18 protein-coding genes are annotated in these 19,424 nt (G+C 64.6%); 9 read left to right on the top strand and 9 right to left on the bottom strand.

The window, feature by feature from the left end; genetic code table 11:
- Positions 1–17 precede the first annotated feature (17 nt).
- Complete coding sequence (locus tag Q6D67_RS08545; RefSeq protein WP_304705180.1) at positions 18–1,013, top strand: tyrosine-protein phosphatase; 996 nt, start codon at positions 18–20, stop codon at positions 1,011–1,013.
- 4 nt (positions 1,014–1,017) lie between these two features.
- Here the strand turns inward: Q6D67_RS08545 and Q6D67_RS08540 are convergent, their stop codons facing one another.
- On the bottom strand, positions 1,018–1,290 hold the full coding sequence (locus Q6D67_RS08540; RefSeq protein ID WP_304705179.1) for a hypothetical protein: 273 nt from the start codon (positions 1,288–1,290) through the stop codon (positions 1,018–1,020).
- Between the two features lie 267 nt (positions 1,291–1,557).
- Positions 1,558–1,779, bottom strand: coding sequence for a hypothetical protein (locus tag Q6D67_RS08535; RefSeq protein WP_304705178.1), 222 nt, complete (start codon positions 1,777–1,779; stop codon positions 1,558–1,560).
- 164 nt (positions 1,780–1,943) lie between these two features.
- Between Q6D67_RS08535 and Q6D67_RS08530 the strand changes: the two genes are divergently transcribed.
- The gene (locus tag Q6D67_RS08530) at positions 1,944–3,113 is read left to right on the top strand and encodes a 1-acyl-sn-glycerol-3-phosphate acyltransferase (protein ID WP_304705177.1); all 1,170 of its coding nucleotides are present in this window, start codon (positions 1,944–1,946) and stop codon (positions 3,111–3,113) included.
- On the top strand, positions 3,095–5,239 hold the full coding sequence (gene dinG / locus Q6D67_RS08525; protein WP_370551940.1) for an ATP-dependent DNA helicase DinG: 2,145 nt from the start codon (positions 3,095–3,097) through the stop codon (positions 5,237–5,239). Before Q6D67_RS08530 ends, dinG begins: the two co-directional genes overlap by 19 nt.
- 49 nt (positions 5,240–5,288) lie before the next feature.
- On the opposite strand, the gene nhaR is transcribed toward dinG, so the two are convergent.
- Positions 5,289–6,188 (bottom strand): transcriptional activator NhaR, encoded by a 900-nt coding sequence (gene nhaR, locus Q6D67_RS08520; protein WP_304705176.1) that lies wholly within the window; start codon positions 6,186–6,188, stop codon positions 5,289–5,291.
- A 173-nt stretch (positions 6,189–6,361) separates the two neighbouring features.
- On the opposite strand from nhaR, the gene purE reads away from it, so the two are divergent.
- From purE to Q6D67_RS08495, 5 genes are read left to right on the top strand one after another with little or no spacing between them, the layout of a single operon-like run.
- A complete protein-coding gene (purE, locus tag Q6D67_RS08515) occupies positions 6,362–6,862 on the top strand; it encodes a 5-(carboxyamino)imidazole ribonucleotide mutase (RefSeq protein WP_304705175.1) in 501 nt (166 codons plus the stop codon).
- Positions 6,859–7,965, top strand: coding sequence for a 5-(carboxyamino)imidazole ribonucleotide synthase (locus tag Q6D67_RS08510; protein WP_304705174.1), 1,107 nt, complete (start codon positions 6,859–6,861; stop codon positions 7,963–7,965). The genes purE and Q6D67_RS08510 overlap by 4 nt, the downstream gene beginning before the upstream one ends.
- The gene (locus Q6D67_RS08505) at positions 7,958–8,905 is read left to right on the top strand and encodes a sodium-dependent bicarbonate transport family permease (RefSeq protein ID WP_304705173.1); all 948 of its coding nucleotides are present in this window, start codon (positions 7,958–7,960) and stop codon (positions 8,903–8,905) included. The genes Q6D67_RS08510 and Q6D67_RS08505 overlap by 8 nt, the downstream gene beginning before the upstream one ends.
- Before the next feature lie 2 nt (positions 8,906–8,907).
- Positions 8,908–9,210 carry a transcriptional regulator gene (locus tag Q6D67_RS08500; protein ID WP_304705172.1) on the top strand — a complete coding sequence of 101 codons (303 nt, stop codon included), beginning with the start codon at positions 8,908–8,910 and terminating at the stop codon, positions 9,208–9,210.
- Positions 9,211–9,232: 22 nt separating this feature from the next.
- The gene (locus Q6D67_RS08495) at positions 9,233–9,550 is read left to right on the top strand and encodes a YqcC family protein (protein WP_304705171.1); all 318 of its coding nucleotides are present in this window, start codon (positions 9,233–9,235) and stop codon (positions 9,548–9,550) included.
- 191 nt (positions 9,551–9,741) lie between these two features.
- On the opposite strand, the gene fadA is transcribed toward Q6D67_RS08495, so the two are convergent.
- Positions 9,742–10,917: an acetyl-CoA C-acyltransferase FadA gene (fadA, locus tag Q6D67_RS08490; protein ID WP_304705170.1), complete on the bottom strand. Its 1,176-nt coding sequence runs from the start codon at positions 10,915–10,917 to the stop codon at positions 9,742–9,744.
- Between the two features lie 27 nt (positions 10,918–10,944).
- Positions 10,945–13,092: a fatty acid oxidation complex subunit alpha FadB gene (fadB, locus tag Q6D67_RS08485; protein ID WP_304705169.1), complete on the bottom strand. Its 2,148-nt coding sequence runs from the start codon at positions 13,090–13,092 to the stop codon at positions 10,945–10,947.
- Positions 13,093–13,354: 262 nt separating this feature from the next.
- On the opposite strand from fadB, the gene Q6D67_RS08480 reads away from it, so the two are divergent.
- Positions 13,355–14,926 (top strand): Na+/H+ antiporter NhaC family protein, encoded by a 1,572-nt coding sequence (locus Q6D67_RS08480; protein WP_304705168.1) that lies wholly within the window; start codon positions 13,355–13,357, stop codon positions 14,924–14,926.
- Positions 14,927–15,023: 97 nt separating this feature from the next.
- Here the strand turns inward: Q6D67_RS08480 and Q6D67_RS08475 are convergent, their stop codons facing one another.
- Genes Q6D67_RS08475 through Q6D67_RS08460 form a run of 4 tightly spaced genes read right to left on the bottom strand, consistent with a single transcriptional unit; the run spans position 15,024 to position 19,273 of the window.
- Positions 15,024–16,898, bottom strand: a complete 1,875-nt coding sequence (locus Q6D67_RS08475; RefSeq protein WP_304705167.1) for an SLC13 family permease — start codon at positions 16,896–16,898, stop codon at positions 15,024–15,026.
- Positions 16,899–16,928: 30 nt separating this feature from the next.
- On the bottom strand, positions 16,929–17,861 hold the full coding sequence (locus tag Q6D67_RS08470) for a haloalkane dehalogenase (protein ID WP_304705166.1): 933 nt from the start codon (positions 17,859–17,861) through the stop codon (positions 16,929–16,931).
- A complete protein-coding gene (locus tag Q6D67_RS08465) occupies positions 17,858–18,838 on the bottom strand; it encodes a PA2778 family cysteine peptidase (RefSeq protein WP_304705165.1) in 981 nt (326 codons plus the stop codon). Before Q6D67_RS08465 ends, Q6D67_RS08470 begins: the two co-directional genes overlap by 4 nt.
- 60 nt (positions 18,839–18,898) lie before the next feature.
- Positions 18,899–19,273 carry a PA2779 family protein gene (locus Q6D67_RS08460; protein ID WP_304705164.1) on the bottom strand — a complete coding sequence of 125 codons (375 nt, stop codon included), beginning with the start codon at positions 19,271–19,273 and terminating at the stop codon, positions 18,899–18,901.
- Positions 19,274–19,424: the final 151 nt, after the last annotated feature.

The following is a 19,424-nucleotide window of genomic DNA, read 5'->3' as shown; positions in this document are numbered from 1 at the left end:
AGAAGCAGAGACAAGCTATGCCCCTTATTTCCGATGCGGTTCAAATCTGGCGCGCCGCCGAAGGCGACTATCACATAGAGTGGGCGGCGAGCGATCCGGGCACCCGGGTGCGGGTTGACCCGCTGGGCGGTCACGGCCAGGTGCAGGCTCACTATGAAGAGTCCGCGCCGCGAGCCCGTATCGCGGGCCTGCCCGTGGCGCGACGCCACCAGTTTCGCCTGAGTGACCAGCACGGCAACGAAGTGCTGGCCATGGAGCGCAAGCTGGGCATGCAGGGCACGCCCAACTTCCGCGACTTTGGCGGTTATCGCGGCGCCGATGGGCGCTGTGTGCGTTGGGGATACCTGTACCGTGCCGGCCAGCTGTCGGGGCTCACCCCGCAGGATCTGGATTTGCTGCACAGCCTGCAGCTGGATCTGGTGTGCGACTTCCGCCGCGAGGACGAGCAGCAGAGCAGCCCCAGCCGCTATCCCGAGGCGCGTCAGCCGCAGGTTGCCAGCTTGCCGATTACCCCAGGCAGCAATGCCGCCGCGTTCACCGAGGGGCGGCTGGATCTCGGCGGGCGGCAGCCGATGTTTGACTTCATGGTGGAGATCAACCGCGACTTCGTCGAGAGTCAGGGTCCAATCTATACGCGCATGTTCAACGAGATTCTGCAGCGGCAGGATGCCCGGTTTCTGGTGCACTGCGCCGCGGGCAAGGATCGCACCGGCTTTGCCGTGGCGGTAATCCTGTTGGCGCTGGGCGTGCCGGTGGAGCAGGTCATGCAGGATTACATGCTTACCGAGCGCTTCTACCATCCGCAGCAGGAAGTAGGGCGCCTGCGGGCGAAATACGGGCTGGAGTCGGTGCCGGAAGAGGCGATTCTACCCATGCTGGAAGTGCACGAGGCTTACCTGGCGCGCGCGCTGCAGGCAATTGCAGATTACGGTGCGGTGGAGACGTACCTGGAGGAGGTACTGGGAGTCGGCAGCGCCGAGCGCGAAGAGCTGCGCCGGCGCTACCTGGAGTAGCGGCTCAGGCGGCGTCGCAGGCGGCTTTGGCGGCCTTGATCTGCTTGCGCTCGCACTGGTCATTCAGTTCGTTGCCCACGCACCACTTGCGGCGGTTTTCCCAGGCGGTCATGGTTGCGGTCTTGCCGTTGGAGCACTTGACCAGGTACTCGGTGAAGGCGATGCCGGCGGCGGTTTCGTGGTTGCCCTGAAAGACAATGCTGGTGGGCTTGGCGGCGAGGGCGCCGGCGGACAGGGCCAGCAGGGCAGAGGCGGCAGCGATCTTGGCAAATTTCATGGAGAGTTCCTTGCAAGGGGTACGGGTTGGTATGAGGCCTGAACCGCAGTGGCGCGACGCCGACCAGATTGAGCTCAGGATACCCGCTGTTTACGTGTGTAGAACAGTTACGGTTTCGTAAGATTATGGGAAATCGGGTAACAGGCGGTTGTGGCTGAGGGGGGCGTGTTGCGGTAACCTGTTGTTTTTCAAGATTAAAAAATAACGCGGAGGCCGGGGCGGCGCAAGGTTACAAATGTTTAATACGCTGTAACCCCGGGGGCCGGGTCAGGCCATCCAGATCAGAATCAATCCAATCACCGCCAGCAGAATGGCCTGGCCGGCCTTGTCCAGCCGGAACAAGCCGTACAGATAGGCGAAGGGAGGCAGGATCAGGGTGCACAGGCCCCAGGCGTAATCCTCCTTCCAGGACTGGATCAACAGCAGCACCCAGCTGGCGAGCAGGGCCGCGATACCAAAGGTGAGTAGTGATGCAGAAGTTGCTTCCATGGTTTCTCCAAAAGGTGCACGACTCTCGTGGGTGGAGCGCAGATTAGCAGAACAGCGGGCTGCTGTCAGCGCGGCTGCGCCCCCCGCGGTGGCCGGATCGGGCGGATGACGGGGCCGGTGAATTTGGGTATCGTGTGCCGCTTCTTGAACCCGAGGATTCCTGCTTGAACGACCCCTTTGCCGATATTCGCCCCTACCGGGACGCAGAGGTGCCGGCGGTGGTGCGGGGCCTGCTGGGTGACCGGGAATTGCTGGATGCCATCGCCCGCCTGAGGCTGGGTAAGATGGCAGCGCTGGCGCCGGCCCTGTGCCGGCCGGCTGTGCGCTGGTATCTGGGCCGTCAACTACGGGGCGTCAGTGACGTCCACGGCATGCAGATGGTGATCAAGCACTACGTCGAGCAAGTCATCGCCGACAGTACGGCCGGCTTTTCGGTATCGGGCCTCGACGAGCTGGATACCGCACGACCCTGGCTGTTCATGAGCAATCATCGCGATATTGTGATGGACCCGGCGTTTACCAACTACGCCCTGCATCGCGGCGGGCACCAGACAGTCCGCATTGCTATCGGCGACAACCTGCTGACCAAGCCGTGGGTCTCGGACCTCATGCGGCTGAACAAGAGCTTTATCGTAAAACGCTCTCACGGCAGCGGCCGCCAATTGCTGGCGGCTTCACGCCATCTGGCCAACTACATTCGGATGTCGCTGCAGGAGGAGCGGGCGCCGGTCTGGATCGCCCAGCGGGAGGGCAGGGCCAAGGACGGTGTCGACCGCACCGAGCCGGCGGTCATCAAGATGCTGGCCATGAGCCGGGACAAGCAGGCCGAGAGCTTCAGCGAGGTGGTCAATGCGCTCGGCATTGTGCCGGTATCGATTTCCTACGAGCTGGACCCCTGCGACGGGCTCAAGGCGCGGGAGCTGTACCTGCGCAGCAGCACGGGCAGCTATGCCAAGGCCGAGCAGGAGGATGTCGCTTCAATTGCCCGCGGCATCGCCGGGGACAAGGGCCGGGTGCATGTCGCGTTCGGTACGCCGCTGGTCGGGGAGTTTGCCGACGCGGACCAGGTCGCCGCAGCAATCGACCGCCAGGTGGTTGCGCACTACTGCCTCCACCCCACCAATCTTTACGCCTACCGCATGCTGCACGGGAATGCGGTCAGTATCCCCGATAATCTGGCTCTGGAAGACGGGAGCTGTTCCCGGGCTCAGTTCGAGGCCCGGATCGAAGCGCTGCCCGTGGCTCACCGGCCCTTCGCCCTCGCCATCTACGGCAACGCAGTGACCAGCAAGCTGGGCCTGGCCGGCGGCGGGGAGTGCGCATCCCCTTGCTGAGCGACGCCCTCAAGGAGCAGATCCGCGAAGCCTACGCCGCGATCATGGCCGGCAAGGGGCTGAGCCCGCGCTGGGGGCAGCGGCAGATGATCGCCGAGATCGCCAATGCCCTGGCCCGCATTGTCCCCGACACTGGACGCGCCGACCCGGAGAACCCGGCCGTCTGTGTAATCGAGGCCGGCACCGGCACCGGCAAGACCATTGCCTATGCGGTTACCGCGATTCCTCTGGCCCAGGCCCTGGGCAAGCGCCTGGTGGTTGCCACCGCCACCGTCGCCCTGCAGGAGCAGTTCGTCAACAAGGACCTGCCGGATATCCGTCATCACAGCGGGCTGGAGTTCAGCTATACCCTGGCCAAGGGCCGCCGGCGCTACGTCTGCCTGTCCAAGCTGGACCGGGAGCTGGCCGGCAGCGGCGGCGGTGATCTGCTGCCTTTGTACCCCGACGAGCTCCAGGCACCTGAGGCCGCCGAGGCACTGCCGATTTATAGCGCCATGGTGGAGGCCCTGGGCCGCGGTGAATGGGACGGAGACCGGGACAACTGGCCCGGGCAGCTGCCGGAGGCGATCTGGTTTGGCGCCACCACCGACCACAGCCAGTGCAGCGGCCGCCGTTGCCCCAATATCAGCCAGTGCAGTTTTTTCCGGGCCCGGGACCAGCTCCAGTACGCTGACGTGATTGTCGCCAACCACGACCTGGTGCTGGCAGATCTGGCTCTGGGTGGCGGCGCCATTTTGTCGGCCCCGGAGGACAGCATTTACATTTTTGACGAGGGCCACCATCTGCCGGACAAGGCCCTGTCGCATTTCTCCAGCTTCTGCCGCCTGCATACCACTGGCCAGTGGCTGCAGGAGAGCCGCAAGCTGCTGGCCCAGGCTGCCTCGGTGCTGGTGCCGATGGTGGACCTGCAGCGTACGCTGCAGGCCTTGCCCGGGGTGATGGACGAGGCCCAGGCCGGGCTCCAGGTCGCGGAGCAGACCGTCGCCACCCTGTTCGCCGAGCGTCCCCCGGGCAATGGCCGCGGCGACGAGCAGCAGCTGCGCTTTCCCCACGGGCACGTCCCCGAGGTCTTGCAGCCCCTGGCTGCCGGCCTGGTGGCACAGTTCCAGCAGCTAGCCACTGGCCTGGCAAAAGTCGAGAGCCGGCTGGAGGAGGCGCTGGAAGAGGACGACGCCGGGCTGGACAAGAGCGAGATTGAAACCTGGCACCTCAGTCTGGGGGCCCTGTTGGGCCGGGCCGAGTCCACCCTCGCCCTGTGGCAGGAGTACGCGGTCAGCGGCGAGGGCGAAGTGCCGCCCAAAGCGCGCTGGATCACCCTGCTCGACAGCGGAGGCCAGTTCGGTTTCGACTTGCGCTGCAGCCCGATTCTTGCGGCCGATATCCTCGAGGAGTACCTGTGGTCGCGCGCCGCCGGGGTGGTGGTGACCTCCGCGACCATCACCGCGCTGCGCTCCTTCGAGCGTTTTATCCTGCACTCCGGCGTGCCCCGGGAAGCGGCTTTCAAGGTGGTGGCGAGCCCTTTCGACTATTCCCGTGCCACCCTGCGCGTTCCCGCGATGGACTGTGATCCCGGCGATGCGGAAGCCCATACCGCGGCCCTGGTGGCCCAGTTGCCCGGATTGCTGGATCGCAGCGAGGCCAGCCTGGTGCTGTTCTCCTCCCGGCGGCAGATGCAGGAGGTCTACGAGGGCCTGCGTGACAGCCTGGGCGAGATGATTCTGCTGCAGGGGGACGGCAGTAAACAGGAAATCCTGCGCCAGCACCGGGAGGCGGTGGATGCCGGCCGCGGCAGTATCATCTTCGGTCTGGCCAGTTTTGCCGAGGGGGTGGATCTGCCCGGTGCCTACTGCCGTCACGTGGTGATTGCCAAGATTCCCTTTGCGGTGCCCGACAGCCCCATAGAGGCAGCGCTGGCGGAATGGGTGGAGGCTCAGGGGCGCAACGCCTTCATGGAGATCAGCGTCCCGGATGCGGCGCTGAAGCTGGTCCAGGCCAGTGGCCGCCTGCTCCGCAGCGAGCAGGACTCGGGCCGGGTAACTCTGCTGGACCGGCGCATCCTCACCCGCCGTTACGGACAGGCGATCCTCGATTCGCTGCCTCCCTTCAAGCGTGACCTCGCGAGGTAAAAGGTGAGCTAAAAGGGGTCAGGTCCCGCATGGTAGTATCCATGGATTGCTACCATGCGGGACCTGACCCCAGTGAACTATTGACGATCTCCAGGGTGGCTGGATGCTGCAGGCGCCGCTCTGGCGAGATTACGTAGAATACATCGACGAACTCTCGCGTGCGCCCGATCACCGCAACCCCGTACTGCGACATCACGTAGTCCTCGATAATGCTGGGGGCAGCAAAAATGCCGAGGCCGGCCTGGCCAAAGGATTTCAAGAGGGCGCTGTCGTCGAACTCGGCAATGATCTTCGGCACCAGGCCGTGCTTTTCGAACCAGGCCATGAGGAAAGAGCGGATGCTGGCCTTGCGACCGGGGGCCAGGAAAGCCTGTCCTGACAGGCTGTGGGGGAAATTGTCGCTGCAGGTGGCAGCCAGTTCGGGCACCGCAAAAAAGGTAAAGCCGCTGTCGAAAATCCGGTAATTCCAGGCCTTGATATGGCTGCCGGACTCCAGCGGCTGGTCGGTGATGATGCAGTCCAACCGGTCTACCGCAAGTTCCGCGAGCAGAGTCTCCTGGTCGCCCTCATGACAGACCAGCCGCATCTCACCCGGCCGCCGCAGGATCGGCTGCAGCAGGCGATTGGCGAGGATCTTGGGTATGACCTCGGTGATCCCCACCCGAAAAACCTCGGTAGCGGCGCTGTCTGTCTGCAGCATCTGGCGGATCTCGCTGCCCAGCAGGAAGATGGTTTCAGCGTGGCTGTAGATCTGGCGTCCCTTTGCCGACAGGCGCAGGCGCCGCCCCTCGCGGCGGAACAGTTTGGTGCCCAACTGCTCCTCGAACGCGGCAATCTGCCCGCTGATGGTCTGCGGGGTCAGGTTCAGGCGCGCGCTGGCCCGGGTGATGCTGCCGTCCGTGGCGACATGGAAAAAATAGTACAGATGATTGTAGTTGAGCGGGGTCATTTCAGGTTTACTCGAATAAATCGCGTATAAAAATCGAATATATCATAGCTTGGGGTTTCTGTAGGATGCCCGCCGTGCAGTAGCCCCCGGCCCTGGTCTGATTTGAGGAGCGCCATGTTTGTCGTCACTTCCGCTTCACCACGCCTCGCAACGACGCTCCCGGTGCCGGGACAATGAGTGCACCGCTGGTGGGTATTACCATGGGTTCACGCTCGGACTGGGACACCCTGCAGGGCGCCGCGGAGACCCTGCTCGCGCTGCAGGTGGCGCATGAAGTGGAAGTGGTATCCGCCCATCGCACCCCCGACAAGCTGTTCGCCTACGCCGAAGCGGCGGAACAACGCGGGCTCAGGGTAATCATCGCCGGCGCCGGTGGCGCCGCCCACTTGCCGGGAATGATGGCTGCCAAGACCCTGCTGCCGGTGCTCGGGGTGCCGGTGCAGTCCCGTGCCCTGAACGGTATGGATTCCCTGCTCTCGATCGTGCAGATGCCGGCGGGTATTCCGGTCGGCACGTTGGCCATTGGCAGCGCCGGCGCGGTCAATGCCGCGCTGCTGGCGGCGGCGATCCTGTCCGGCGACGATCCCGAGTTGCGTGAGCGCTTGCGACTGTACCGGGCGCAGCAATCGGAGCGCGTGCTGGACCACCCCGACCCAAGGCAGCCGCTGGCGTGAGGATTGGGATTCTGGGGGGAGGCCAGCTGGCGCGGATGCTCGCCCTGGCGGGCCACCCGCTGGGCCTGCAGTGTGTGTTCCTGGAGTCGGCGCCGGAGGCCTGCGCAGCACCGGTGGGTCGTTTGGTGACCGGCGCTTTCAAGGCGGAGGCCGCTTTGGCTGACTTTGCGGCCGCTATCGATGTAGTGACGACCGAACTCGAGCATGTACCGCTGGCGGCGCTGGAATATCTCGCGCAGCGGCGGCCGCTGCTGCCGGGCAGCCGGGCAATTGCCCTGGCCCAGGACCGGTTGCTGGAGAAGGACCTGTTTCGCCGCCTGCAGTTACCTACCGCCCACTGTGTTGCCGTGGACACCCTCGAGGAACTGGTCTGTGCCATGGCGGAGACCGGTTTGCCAGCGGTGTTGAAAACGCGGCATATGGGGTACGACGGCAAGGGCCAGGTGGTGCTGCGGGAGACCGCCGACGCCGCGGCAGCCTGGCGCGCGGTGGGTGGGGTCCCCTGTCTGCTGGAAGCCATGGTTCCCTTCGACCGCGAAGTCTCGGTCATCGCCGTGCGCAGTCGCGAAGGCGAGTGCCGCTTCTGGCCGCTGACGGAGAATCGGCACCGCAACGGCATTCTCAGTGTGTCCCGTGCGCTGCTGCAGGATCCTCTGCAGATGCTCGCTGAAGACTACTGCCGGCGCTTGCTGGAGGCCCTTGATTATGTCGGGGTACTGGCGCTGGAACTGTTCCAGGTCGGCGACAGCCTGCTCGCCAACGAATATGCGCCCCGGGTCCACAACAGTGGTCACTGGACCATAGAAGGTGCGGTAACCTCCCAGTTCGAAAACCACTTGCGCGCCGTAGCCGGTTTGCCCCTGGGCGCCACGGATGCGCGCGGCGCCGCAGCCATGATCAACTTCGTCGGTCAGGTCCCGGAGCGGCGGGAGCTCCTGGCGGTTGCCGGGGCGCACCTGCACCTTTACGGTAAACGTCCCGCACACGGTCGCAAGCTCGGCCATGCTACCCTTTGCGCCGTGAGCTCCGCACTGTTGGAGCAGGGTGTGCGCACAGTGTTGCAGCTCACCCAGTACCGCGAAAAGGAGAGCGCGCTTGATTGATCCTGTAGTCATGTTCTTCCTGCTCGGTATTGCCGCCGGGGTGCTGCGTTCCGAACTGCGCTTGCCGGTGCAGGTCTATGAACTGCTCAGTATCCTGCTGTTGCTGGCCATCGGCATGAAAGGCGGGATAGAGCTGGCGCGACAACCCTTCCTGGCGCTGGTGCCGCAGATGCTGGCAGTAATAGCCATGGGCTTCGCCCTGCCGCTGTTGGCTTTCCCGGTGCTGCTCTACTTCGGCCGCCTGCCGCGGACGGATGCCGCCTCTATTGCCGCTCACTATGGCTCGGTCAGCGTCGGCACCTTTGCCGTGGTTGTGGCCTGGCTTTCGGCCCGCGACATCAGCTACGAGGCGTACATGCCCGTGTTTGTGGTGCTGCTTGAGATCCCGGCCATCCTCGTCGGTATCGTGCTCGCCAAGGGCCTGGGCAGTGGCGACAGCCTGCGCCGCTCCGCCCACGAAGTGCTGCTGGGCAAGAGCATCGTGCTGCTGGTAGGCGGGCTGCTGATTGGCTGGGCAGCGGGGGAGGAGGGCCTGAAAGGTATTGCGCCGCTGTTCTTCAGCCCCTTCCAGGGTCTGCTGGCGCTGTTTCTGCTTGAGATGGGCCTGGTCACAGCCAGCCAGTTGGGGACCCTGCGGCGCTACGGTCTGTTCCTGCTGGGCTTCGGGGTGCTGGCACCGGTGGTGGCGGCCATCTGTGGCCTTGTACTGGCCTGGCTACTGGGGCTGTCGGTAGGCGGCGCCGTGGTGCTGGCCACTCTGGCGGCAAGTGCCTCGTATATCGCGGTCCCGGCGGCGATGCGCATCTCGGTGCCCGAAGCCAACCCCGCGCTGTCCCTGGCGGCGTCGCTGGGGGTTACGTTTCCATTCAATGTCGTCGTGGGCATTCCGTTGTACCATTGGCTGACACGCCACGCTTATGCCATTTTCGGAGGAAGCTGAGCATGCATCAGCATCAGCGGCGCCTGCTGACCATCGTCACCGAGTCCACCATTGAGGCCCATCTATTGCGCGACATTCAGCGCTGGGGTGCCCATGGCTATACTATTACCGAGGCCCGCGGCAAGGGTGCGCGCGGGGTCAGGGAGGGCAACTGGGAGGCGAACCGGAACATCCGCATCGAGGTGGTTTGCGACGACAGCAGCGCCGAGCGGATAGCCGGAGGGCTGCGAGCGCATTACTATGACAACTATGCCATGATTCTCTACCTCAGCAACGTCGATGTGCTGCGGCCGGAAAAGTTCTAGCGCCATTGCAGCCGGGAACCCGATGCGAAATGAAGTAGCTGCAACCCTGATTGATATCGAAGCCGAGCTGCGGCAACTGTCGCTGTGGGAGAGGGTGCCGCCATCGTCCCGGGCGCTGGCCTCGGTCGAACCGTTTTGCGTGGACACCCTGACTCTGCCCCAGTGGCTGCAGTTCGTGTTCCTGCCGACCGTCTACCAGATGCTGGAAGAGGACGCCGCGCTGCCGGAGCGCTGTGCGATCATGCCAATGGCGGAGGAGTATTTCCGCGGCTCGAAGCTGGCAACTGCAGATTTGCTGGCGTCACTACGGCGTATCGACAGCCTGCTGGGCGGCGAATAGCGGTGTGGTGAATCGCTCGCGGAGCGAGCTCCTGCACGTTTGATGTAGGAGCCCACTCTGTGGGCGATGGTTTGGGCTATCGCTCGCGGAGCGAGCTCCTACACGTTTGATGTAGGAGCCCACTCTGTGGGCGATGGTTTGGGCTATCGCTCGCGGAGCGAGCTCCCACGGGCAGGCCCCCACGGGCAGGCCTAGAGCCGCTCCACCACCGTGGTAATGCCCTGACCGAGGCCAATGCACATGGTGGAGATTCCCATGGTGAGGTCCCGCTCCTGCATCACGGTCAGCAGGGAACCGGTAATGCGGGTGCCGGAGCAGCCGAAAGGGTGGCCCAGGGCGATGGCGCCGCCGTGCACGTTCACCTTTGCCTCCATGTCATCGAGCAAATCCAGGTCTTTCAGTACCGGCAGGGCCTGGCCGGCAAAGGCCTCGTTCAGCTCCACCATCTCGATGTCCTTGATCGTCAGGCCCAGCTTCTTCAGGGCTTTCCGGGTGGAGGGCACGGGGCCATAGCCCATGATCGAAGGGTCTACCCCGGCGAGGCCCATGCCCCGGATGCGGCCGACCGGCGTCATGCCCAGAGCCTGGGCCCGCTCGGCGGACATCACCAGCATGGCGGAGGCGCCGTCGGATATCTGCGAGGAATTGCCGGCGGTTACCGTGCCGCCCTGGGGGTTGAAGGCGGGCGGCAGACTGGCCAGGCCCTCGAGAGTTGTATCCGGGCGGATGGTTTCGTCCCGCTCCACCAGCGTCAGGGCGCCGGACTGGTCGTGGCCCTCGACCGGAATGATTTCGCGCGCGAACTTGCCCTCCTCCGTGGCCTTGTGGGCGAGCTGGTGCGAACGCAGGGCCAGCTGGTCCTGCTGTTCCCGGCCTATGCCGTGGAGCAGGGCCAGATATTCCGCGGTCATGCCCATCATGCCCGCCGCCTTGGCCACGTTCAGGCCCAGCTTCGGGTTGATGTCGACGTCGTCCATCATCGGCAGATGACCCAGATGCTCGACGCCGCCGACCAGATAGACGTCACCCAGGCCCGCCATGATATTGGCCGCCGCGGTATGCAGGGCGGACATGGAGGAGCCGCAGAGGCGGTTCACCGTCTGTGCGGGAATGGTGAAGGGCAGCTGGGCGCGCAACACCAGCAGGCGGGCCAGGTTCATGCCCTGTTCGCCGCGCTGCAGCACGCAGCCCCAGATCAGGTCATCGATTTCATTGACATCGAGCTTGTCATTGCGCGCCAGCAGGCCCTTGATCACGGCGACCGACAGGTCATCCGCGCGCACGTTGCGGAAGCAGCCATTCTTGGAGCGCCCCATGGCGCTGCGGGCGAAATCGACGATAACGGCGTCTCTTGGATTCAGACTCACGGTAATTCTCCTCAGTTCACCCGGTGCTCAGTAATAGGTTTCGCCAGCGGCGAGTTTGGCCTGCATGCCCGCGGTCAGCTCGTAGGACTTGCCCAGGTGGGCAAATTTCTTTGAGGCCTCAGCGATATAGTCCAGCCCCACAGTGTCGATCCAGCGGAATATGCCGCCGCGGAAAGGGGGGAAGCCGACGCCAAACAGCAGTGCCAGGTCGGCCTCGGCGGCGGTGCCGACAATACCTTCCTCCAGGCAGCGGGCCAGCTCGGTGGCCATCGGCAGCATCATGCGGGCGACGATGTCATCGGCGTCGAACTCCGCGCGCTCGCCGGCAACTTCTTCCAGCAACTTGTAAGTTTCCTCGCTGGGGGTTTTCTTCGGTTTGCCGCGCTTGTCCGGCACGTACTCATAAAAGCCCTTGCCATTCTTCTGGCCAAAGCGATCGTGCTCGAACATGACCTCGGTCGCGGTCTTGAAATCCAGCTTCATGCGGTCGGGGAAGCCCTCGGCCATCACTTCGGCGGCGTGGACCCCGGTGTCGATGCCGACCACGTCCATCAGGTAGGCCGGACCCATGGGCCAGCCCCAGCGCTCCATGACCTTGTCCACGGCCTGGAAGTCGGCGCCGTCGCGCACCAGTTTGGAGAAGCCGTCGAAGTAGGGGAACAGGACCCGGTTGACCAGGAAGCCGGGGCAGTCCTTCACCACCACCGCTTTCTTGCCCATTTTGTTGGCGTAGGCCACGGTGCGGGCCACCGCCTTGTCCGAGGTCTTTTCACCGCGGATCACCTCGACCAGGGGCATGGCGTGCACCGGGTTGAAGAAGTGCATGCCGCAGAAGTTCTCCGGCCGCTGCAGGGCTTGCGCCAAATAGGTAATGGAGATGGTGGAGGTGTTGGAGGTGAGAATGGTGTCCTGGTCAATCTCCTTTTCCGTTTCCGCCAGCACCGCATGCTTGACCTTGGGGTTCTCGACCACGGCCTCGACCACGATATCGACGTTATCGAAGCCGGTGTAGGTCAGGGTCGGGTCGATGCTGTTGAGCACATCACCCATCTCCGCCGCTGTCATCTGGCCGCGCTCCACGCGCTTGGCCAGCAGCTTGCCCGACTCGGCCAGACCCAGGTCCAGCCCCTCCTGGTTGATGTCCTTCATCAGGATCGGCACGCCCTTGTAGGCGGACTGGTAGGCGATACCGCCGCCCATGATGCCGGCGCCGAGCACGGCGGCCCGCGTCACCTTCTTGTCGGCTTTTTTCTCCCAGTCCTTCGCTTTCTTGCCCAGCAGCTGGTCGGCCAGGAACACCCCCACCAGCGCGGCCGCCACCGGGGTGACAGCCAGTTCGGCGAAGCCCTCGGCCTCGACCTCGAGGGCGCCTTCCAGGCCCATGCCATGGGCCTTCTCGATCACTTCCACTGCCTTCACCGGTGCCGGGTAGTTGCGCCCTGCCTGCTGCTGGACCATTGATTTCATGGTGAAGAAGGCCATCGTGGCTTCGGTATCGTTCAGGGGCAGCGGGCTGCTCTTGGCCTGGCGGCGTCCGGCGTAGTCCAGCTTGCCGGCGATGGCGTTGTTCAGGGTGGTCAGGGCCACGGCGCGCAGTTGCTCGGGCTCCGCCACCGCATCCACCGCGCCGGCCTTGAAAGCCTTGTCGGCGCGCTGTTCGGAGGCCGAGGCAATCCAGGTCCCGGCCTCGTCGACGCCGATGATCCGCGGCAGGCGCACGGTGCCGCCCCAGCCCGGCAGGATCCCGAGTTTGGTCTCCGGCAGGCCCACTTTCGCGGCGCTGCTCATGACCCGGAAATCGCAGGCCAGGCAGATCTCGAAGCCGCCACCCAGGGCGAAGCCGTTGATCGCCACGCAGCTTGGATAGGGCAGGGCCTGCAGGCGATTGAAGTTGGCATTGTTGGCGGCGGTGAAGCCCTTGATCTCTTCGGCGCCGGCACCAAAAATACTGGTGAACTCGGTAATGTCGGCGCCGACGATAAACACCGGCTTGCCGCTGGTCACCAGCAGGCCCTTGAGGCCGCTTTCCGCCTCCAGCGCGTCCAGGGCCGCGGTCAGGCTGTTGACAGTCGCCTGGTCGAACTTGTTGACCGATTCGCCCTTGAGGTCGAAATGCAGCTCGGCGATGTCGCCTTCCAGGCGGGTCACGGTGAGCGTGTCACTCTGGTAGATCATGTCGCTGTCCTGTGTCGGTGGGTCGGGGGTGCCTGCGGATCGGGGGTGGCTGGCACCGGCGGGGGCTTTGATTATACCGGTGTCGGCGGCCGGCGTGAACCGCTAACCACCGCCGCCCCCAGTGGCGCTCAATGGCCCCATGGTACGACAGCACGCATTTGAACAGGCCTCCATTCCACTACGGGGGCCTTTGCTATAGTCTCCGACTGTGGCCCGTCCGGGCTGCCGCTCAGTAGAGGCAGGGCAGTGCACGGGAGCTCGAATGGCAGGGATTGAATCGTTACTTCCGGCGCTTGTTGCCGTGGTCGTCGCGCTCACCCTGAAACGGACTGTCATTGCGCTGTTCGTAGCGGTGTGGGTTGGCGGCCTCGTCATATCCCAATGGCATCCCATGGCCGGGCTCGAACAGGCCTTTGAATGGATCACCGCAGTAGTCACCGACGAATGGAATGCGCGTTTTCTGATCCTGATTTCCCTGTTGGGTTCCGGGGCCGCGCTGATGCACCGTATCGGAGGCTCTGCCGCGCTTGCCGCGTCGCTGTCAAGGCGCATTGCGACTGCCAGGCAGGTGCAATTCCTTGCCTACATTCTTGGCCTCCTCGTCTTCTTCAATGACTACATCAATACGGTCATCGTGGGTAATGCCACCCGCAGCCTCGCACGCAAGTATCGCGTGTCGACCGAGAAGATGTCCTATATTCTCGATTCCACCGCAGCGCCCGTCGCCACAATCGGTCCCGTTTCCGACTGGATCGGTTACCAGGTCGGACTCATTGCCGCCGTCTTCGCCGCCTCACACTGGATCGGTGCCTCGCCTTACGTCGTTTTCCTGCAGTCGATTCCATGGAATTTCTATTGCGTGTTGACGCTGGTGGCAGTGCCCACAATCATCTTTTTCGGAGAGGACTTCGGCCCGATGCGGGATGCGGAACAGCGTTCGCACGCGCTCGATCAACCCGTTGCTCCTGGAGACGTTCCGTTGTCGGATGTCGAGGACGACCTGGGAGAGGTGCATGAGCCGGCGGATGCCGGACTTCATCATTTTATCCTGCCGATTGTGGCACTCCTCGCTGGCACGGCCTGGGGTGCCTGGCAATCTGCAGGGCCGGAAGCGGGAATCTCGCCGGGCGCCATACTCGCCGAGGCAGACATCAGTGTCGCTCTTCTGGCCGGGGCTGTGGCGATGACTTTTACCGGACTTTTGCTCGCCGTGACGCGCGGCATGAATCTGGGGGACTGTGAGCACGCCATCCTTGCGGGCTTTCGAACGATGCTTCCCGCCCTGGTCATCATGATTCTTGCCTGGAGCATCGCGGCTGCGTGTGATGCGCTGGGAACGGCCGACTATGTGCGTACGCTCACAGCGCCCTGGATGACGTCCGCCATGCTGCCACTCGTCGTCTTCCTGACGGCGGCGGTGATCTCGTTCACGACGGGCTCGTCCTGGGGAGCGATGGCGATTCTGACGCCGATTGCCTTGCCCATTGCGATGGGATTGACGGAGAGCGCAAATGACATGACGGTTGTGCAGATTGTCATCGGCGCGACGTTTTCCGGCGCCGTTTTCGGTGACCATTGCTCGCCGATTTCGGACACTACCGTGATGTCCTCCATTTTTGGCGGCGCGGATCATATCGCGCACGTCAGGACGCAGATTCCCTATGCCTTGCTGCCTGCAGGCATCAGTACCTTACTGTACGTCGGAAGCGCCGTGATCGATCGTCCGGCAGTGCTGCTGTTGCTCGGTATCGGGATACAGCTTGCGATAATCCGCTGGCTCGGGAAGCGGCGGCGGATCGCGCCTGAAATGAGCGCTCCACGGTACGAAGACTGAAGCAGTCGCCGGCAGCCAGAACAGCTTTAGCGCGCGCAAAGAGTGTCATGATGCTGGTGATTCAATGCTGGTCGAGACCGGGTGACTGGGCCCTGCATCAGAGTGGCCACACCAGCAGCAGCAGGGGGATGCTGATCGCTGTTACCAGCACTTCCAGCGGCAAGCCCAGGCGCCAGTAGTCGCCGAAGTGAAACCCCCCGGGCCCCAGGATCAGGGTGTTGTTCTGGTGACCGATGGGAGTAAGAAATGCGCAGGAGGCACCGATCGCCACCGCCATCAAAAAGCTGTCCGGGTTGGCTCCCAGGGCGCCGGCTGTGCCCAGCGCAATCGGGCACATGACCGCGGCGGTGGCCGCGTTGTTCATCAAGTCGGAGAGGAACATGGTGACCACCAGGACGAGTGCCAGTGCCGCGACCGCGTTGCCCCGGGCTACCGTGGTCAGCAGAAAGCGCGCGATAAGGTCCGCGGTCCCGGTCGACGCCATGGCCCCTGCCACCGGGATCAGCGCGGCCAGCAGGACAATCACCGGCCAGTCGATAGCGGTGTAGACATTGCGCGGTGGCACCGTACGCAGTGCCATCGAGGCAAGAACACCGAGGGCAAATGACACTGAGGCGGGCAGCAGGCCGAAGGCGGCGCCGCCGATGGCCAGCGCCATCACCACGCTCGCCAGCACGGCTTTGCGTTTGTTGGGTATGCGCAGGTCCCGCTGTGCCAGCGGTACGCAGCCGTGGTCACCGGCAAATTCCCCCGTCCCCGCAGCCGAGCCCTGCATCAGCAGTAGATCCCCGGGGCGTATGGACATGGTGCGCAGGCGGGTGTGGGAGCGGGACCCTTCGCGGGACACGGCCAACAGGTTCAGGCCGTAGCGGCTGCGCAGCTGGATGTCGCTGGCGGAACGGCCCTCCAGGCTCGAAGCCGGCAGCACCACCAGTTCGGTCAGTACGACTTCGTCACGGCCCGGCCGGTCGGCCTCCGACTCCCCCTCTCCGGATTCCTCGTCCTCGGCGTCAGACTCCTTCGCCGGCGTTCGCGGATCCGCCACCGCTTCCTCGTCAGCGCCGTTCTCCGGGGTTTCAGGTTTAATTGATTCCTCCAGCTTCAAGCCCAACTGCGACAGGATACCCCCGAGGGCGTCGACCTCCGCTTCAATGACCAGGATGTCCGCTGCGCGAATTCGCCGCGCCGAGTTGGGTGCCGTCAGGCGTACTTCGTTGCGCACCAGCCCGACGACCTGCGCCCCTGCTTCATCCAGTGCCGACTCCAGCTCCCACAGGGTCATCCCTTCTGCCTTGCTCCCCTCTACAACCCGCGCTTCGGTGAGATAGGCGCTGGTTTCAAAATCCCCCGCCCCCTGCTGCTTGCGCTGAGGTACCAGTTTCCGTCCCATCAATACTATGAACACAACCCCGGCCGTGGCGACTGCGAAGCCAACGGGTGTGAAATCGAACATGCCGAAGCCGCTGCCATTGGTCTCGGCGCGGAACCCGGACACGATCAGATTGGGCGGTGTGCCGATCATGGTGGTCATGCCGCCGAGGATGGTGCCGAAGGCGAGGGGCATCAGCACCTGCCCCGGAGGCAGCTCGTGCCGTTTCGCCATCTGCACGGCGACGGGCATCAACAGGGCCATCGCGCCGACGTTGTTCATGAATCCCGACAGCGCCGCACCCAGGGCGGTCAGCGCCGCCAGGCTCAGGACTGGCCCGCCCTCTCGCGGCAGGGCGTGGCGCGCCAGCGCATCCACCGCGCCCGAGGTCTGCAGGCCGCGGCTCAGCACCAGTACACAGGCCACCGTGATTACCGCCGGATGGCCAAAGCCGCCGAATGCGATGCCGGGTTCAATCAGGCCCGCGATCACGCAGGCCAGCAGCGCGCCCAGCGCCACCATGTCGTGGCGCCACTTCCCCCAGAGAAACATGCCCATGGTAGCGAGCAGGATGGTCAGGATCAGTGCCTGGTCAGTGGTCATGGCGTGGCTGCCCGCGCTGGAAAGGGTGATTCAGGCCAGGGAGCTTGCCACTTCGGCCACCACCGCGGCAAGTGCGGGGCCCTGCTCCTCCTGCAGGAAGTGGCCGGCACCGCGGATTACGGGGTGGTTCTGGCCCCGGGCGCCGGGTATGCGCTGGCGGAATACATCCGCCCAGGCAGCCGTTGCCGGGTCGCTATCGCTGAAGGCGGTGACAAAGGGCTTCTGCCACTGCTCCAGCAGGCGCCAGGTGCGCCGGTTCTCGGCGACACCGGGCATCTCCTCGCGGATCGGAATCAGATTGGGAAACTCCAGCGCCGCTGCCTTGTGGGCGGGTGTCGGGAAAGGCGCGTCATAGGCGGCGCGCACGGCCGCGGACAGTGGGGCCACGCAAACCCCCGCGACCACATCGGCAATGGGCAGATCCGTGGCCGCCTGGGTCGCAGCGACCCACTGGGTGACAATGTCTCCCGGCCAGGGCTCAACCCCGGCGGGTGGCCCCTCACAGTTGGGCAGCAGGGTATTTGCGGCCACCACCGCCTGGAAGCGCTCCGGCATCTGCGCCAGAACCGACAGCCCGATCGGGCCGCCCCAGTCCTGGCAGACCAGGATGATGTCCCGCAAATCCAGTGTGCTGACGAACTCCACCATCTGGGCGACGTGGCCGGCATAGCTGTAGTCGCTGCGTTGCACGGGTTTGTCCGAACGCCCGAACCCGATCAAGTCCGGCGCTACGCAGCGCAGGCCGCTCGCGGTGAGGTCGCGGATCATGTGGCGATAGAGAAAGCACCAACTGGGCTCCCCGTGCAGCAGCAGTATCACCGGCCCCTGGCGCGGCCCTTCATCGAGGTAGTGCATGCGCAGGGGGCCGAGCCGACTGTCGGCAAACTGCAGGTAGCGGGGTTCCCAGGGAAAGTCGGGGAGCCCGGCAAAATTCTGGTCCGGTGTGCGCAGAACGGTAGTCATGGCTTGGGCAGGTCCTCGCTTAGAGCCCGGCAGTGAGCCGGGTCGATTGCATTGTCCGTCAGCTGGCTGGCAATCGCAGCCGCGGTGCTTGTTATGGCGTCCCGGACGGGCGGCGCAAGCCCGGGCGCAGCCGCACGCGCGGGTGCGATAATTCTGGCGGCGGCAGCCGGGCAGCCCGCCTGCAGCAGCAGGTCGGCAAAGTTGTTGCGCGCGGCCTGATGTGCAGGCGCCAGACGCAGCAGGCGCTGGTACAGCGTTGCCGCCCTCTCCGGGCCCGCCTCCATGCGGCGGGCATTGGCGGCGGCGAAGAGGATATCCGGGTCCTCCGGCCAGCGTAGCAGCGCACGTTCCCAGGCGGCCCGGGCAAGCGCCGGCTCCAGCTGCGCCTCCTGGCGGGCGAGCTCCGGCCCGATACCTTCCGCGCTGGCGCTCGCCGGCAGCTCCCCGGGAGGCGGCACGACCAGCCCCCAGAAGCCCGCGCGCGCCCAACTCGCCATGAAACGGGACCAGCGTTCTTCCCGCCGCCGCTCGGTCCCGGAGCGCAGAATGACCCGCTGTTGCGTCGGCTCGTAGCCTACCACGACCGCATAGTGCCAGCGGGGGATTGAGCGCAGCCCGAGGTTCTGGAGTACCAGCACCGGATTGCCGGCCGCAAGCTCTGCCAGCAGCGCCTCGGGGCTGGTGTCGAGAGTATAGGGAATGCGCCCGGCCCGGCGGGTTGCTGCCTGCAGTTCCAGTTGCAGGCTGCCCTGGCGATCCGGCAGGTAGACCTGGGGAGCGAGCGTCTCGGGGCTGGTGGCCACCCCGCTGTGCACCAGTACCGTGGCCAGGGCTGCTGGCCCGCACTGGTAGGCAGTCTGGGGGAAGAAGGGCACCGCTGCCAGCTCGCTCGCGGCTTGCCGGGGTGGTGGCGGAGTGGTAGACGCGCAGGCGGCTAACAGCGTGACCAGCGCCAGCGCCATGATGCTTCTACCCACGACAACCCCCTGGTCAGTTACCCTGCGGTGACCCTGGGAAGGGTGTGTTGGGCGTATGCATCAAATCCCGCTGAAGACGTTGGTCACGCCGAGGATTTCCAGCACCAACAGAACCAGGAACAGGGCGCCGAGGACACCCAGGGCACTGCCGCCGGCGGGCAGCGTGTCGAGGCTCTGCGCCAACTGCTGCAACTCGGCGTTGGACAGGGCGCCAATGCGCTCCATGGCATCCGCATGGCTGACGCCCATGGCGACCATCTGTTGCTGGACGGCGTCCCTGGCCAGTACCGCATCAATCTGTGCGAGCTGTTGGCTGCGGTCCTGTTGGGCGAAGTGCTCCGCATTGCCGATGACAGCAGCCTGTGCTGTCCCCATCGTGCTGGCGACCAGCAATGCAACGATCTGCAGCATGACAAACAATCGGGATTTCAACATGGTACGTCCTCGTCTGATGGCGTTGAGCGCAGAGTATAGGCAATAACTGCCGCCAGGTTAAAGAAAAACCGACGAAAACCCGGGCTTGTGCTTCCGCCGGCACGGGGTGACACAGATCCTGCCGGCGCAACCGTTTATACTGGGTTGGACC

This window comes from Haliea sp. E1-2-M8 (assembly GCF_030649675.1).
Classification (GTDB): Bacteria; Pseudomonadota; Gammaproteobacteria; order Pseudomonadales; family Halieaceae; genus Haliea.
This window is presented reverse-complemented; position numbering and strand designations above follow the sequence as displayed.

Coding starts and splice junctions, on each gene's coding strand:
- Q6D67_RS08545 (WP_304705180.1), top strand. CDS start 18: ATGCCCCTTATTTCCGATGCGGTTCAAATCTGGCGCGCCGCCGAAGGC.
- Q6D67_RS08540 (WP_304705179.1), bottom strand. CDS start 1,290: ATGAAATTTGCCAAGATCGCTGCCGCCTCTGCCCTGCTGGCCCTGTCC.
- Q6D67_RS08535 (WP_304705178.1), bottom strand. CDS start 1,779: ATGGAAGCAACTTCTGCATCACTACTCACCTTTGGTATCGCGGCCCTG.
- nhaR (WP_304705176.1), bottom strand. CDS start 6,188: ATGACCCCGCTCAACTACAATCATCTGTACTATTTTTTCCATGTCGCC.
- purE (WP_304705175.1), top strand. CDS start 6,362: ATGAGTGCACCGCTGGTGGGTATTACCATGGGTTCACGCTCGGACTGG.
- Q6D67_RS08500 (WP_304705172.1), top strand. CDS start 8,908: ATGCATCAGCATCAGCGGCGCCTGCTGACCATCGTCACCGAGTCCACC.
- Q6D67_RS08495 (WP_304705171.1), top strand. CDS start 9,233: ATGCGAAATGAAGTAGCTGCAACCCTGATTGATATCGAAGCCGAGCTG.
- fadB (WP_304705169.1), bottom strand. CDS start 13,092: ATGATCTACCAGAGTGACACGCTCACCGTGACCCGCCTGGAAGGCGAC.
- Q6D67_RS08480 (WP_304705168.1), top strand. CDS start 13,355: ATGGCAGGGATTGAATCGTTACTTCCGGCGCTTGTTGCCGTGGTCGTC.
- Q6D67_RS08475 (WP_304705167.1), bottom strand. CDS start 16,898: ATGACCACTGACCAGGCACTGATCCTGACCATCCTGCTCGCTACCATG.
- Q6D67_RS08470 (WP_304705166.1), bottom strand. CDS start 17,861: ATGACTACCGTTCTGCGCACACCGGACCAGAATTTTGCCGGGCTCCCC.
- Q6D67_RS08460 (WP_304705164.1), bottom strand. CDS start 19,273: ATGTTGAAATCCCGATTGTTTGTCATGCTGCAGATCGTTGCATTGCTG.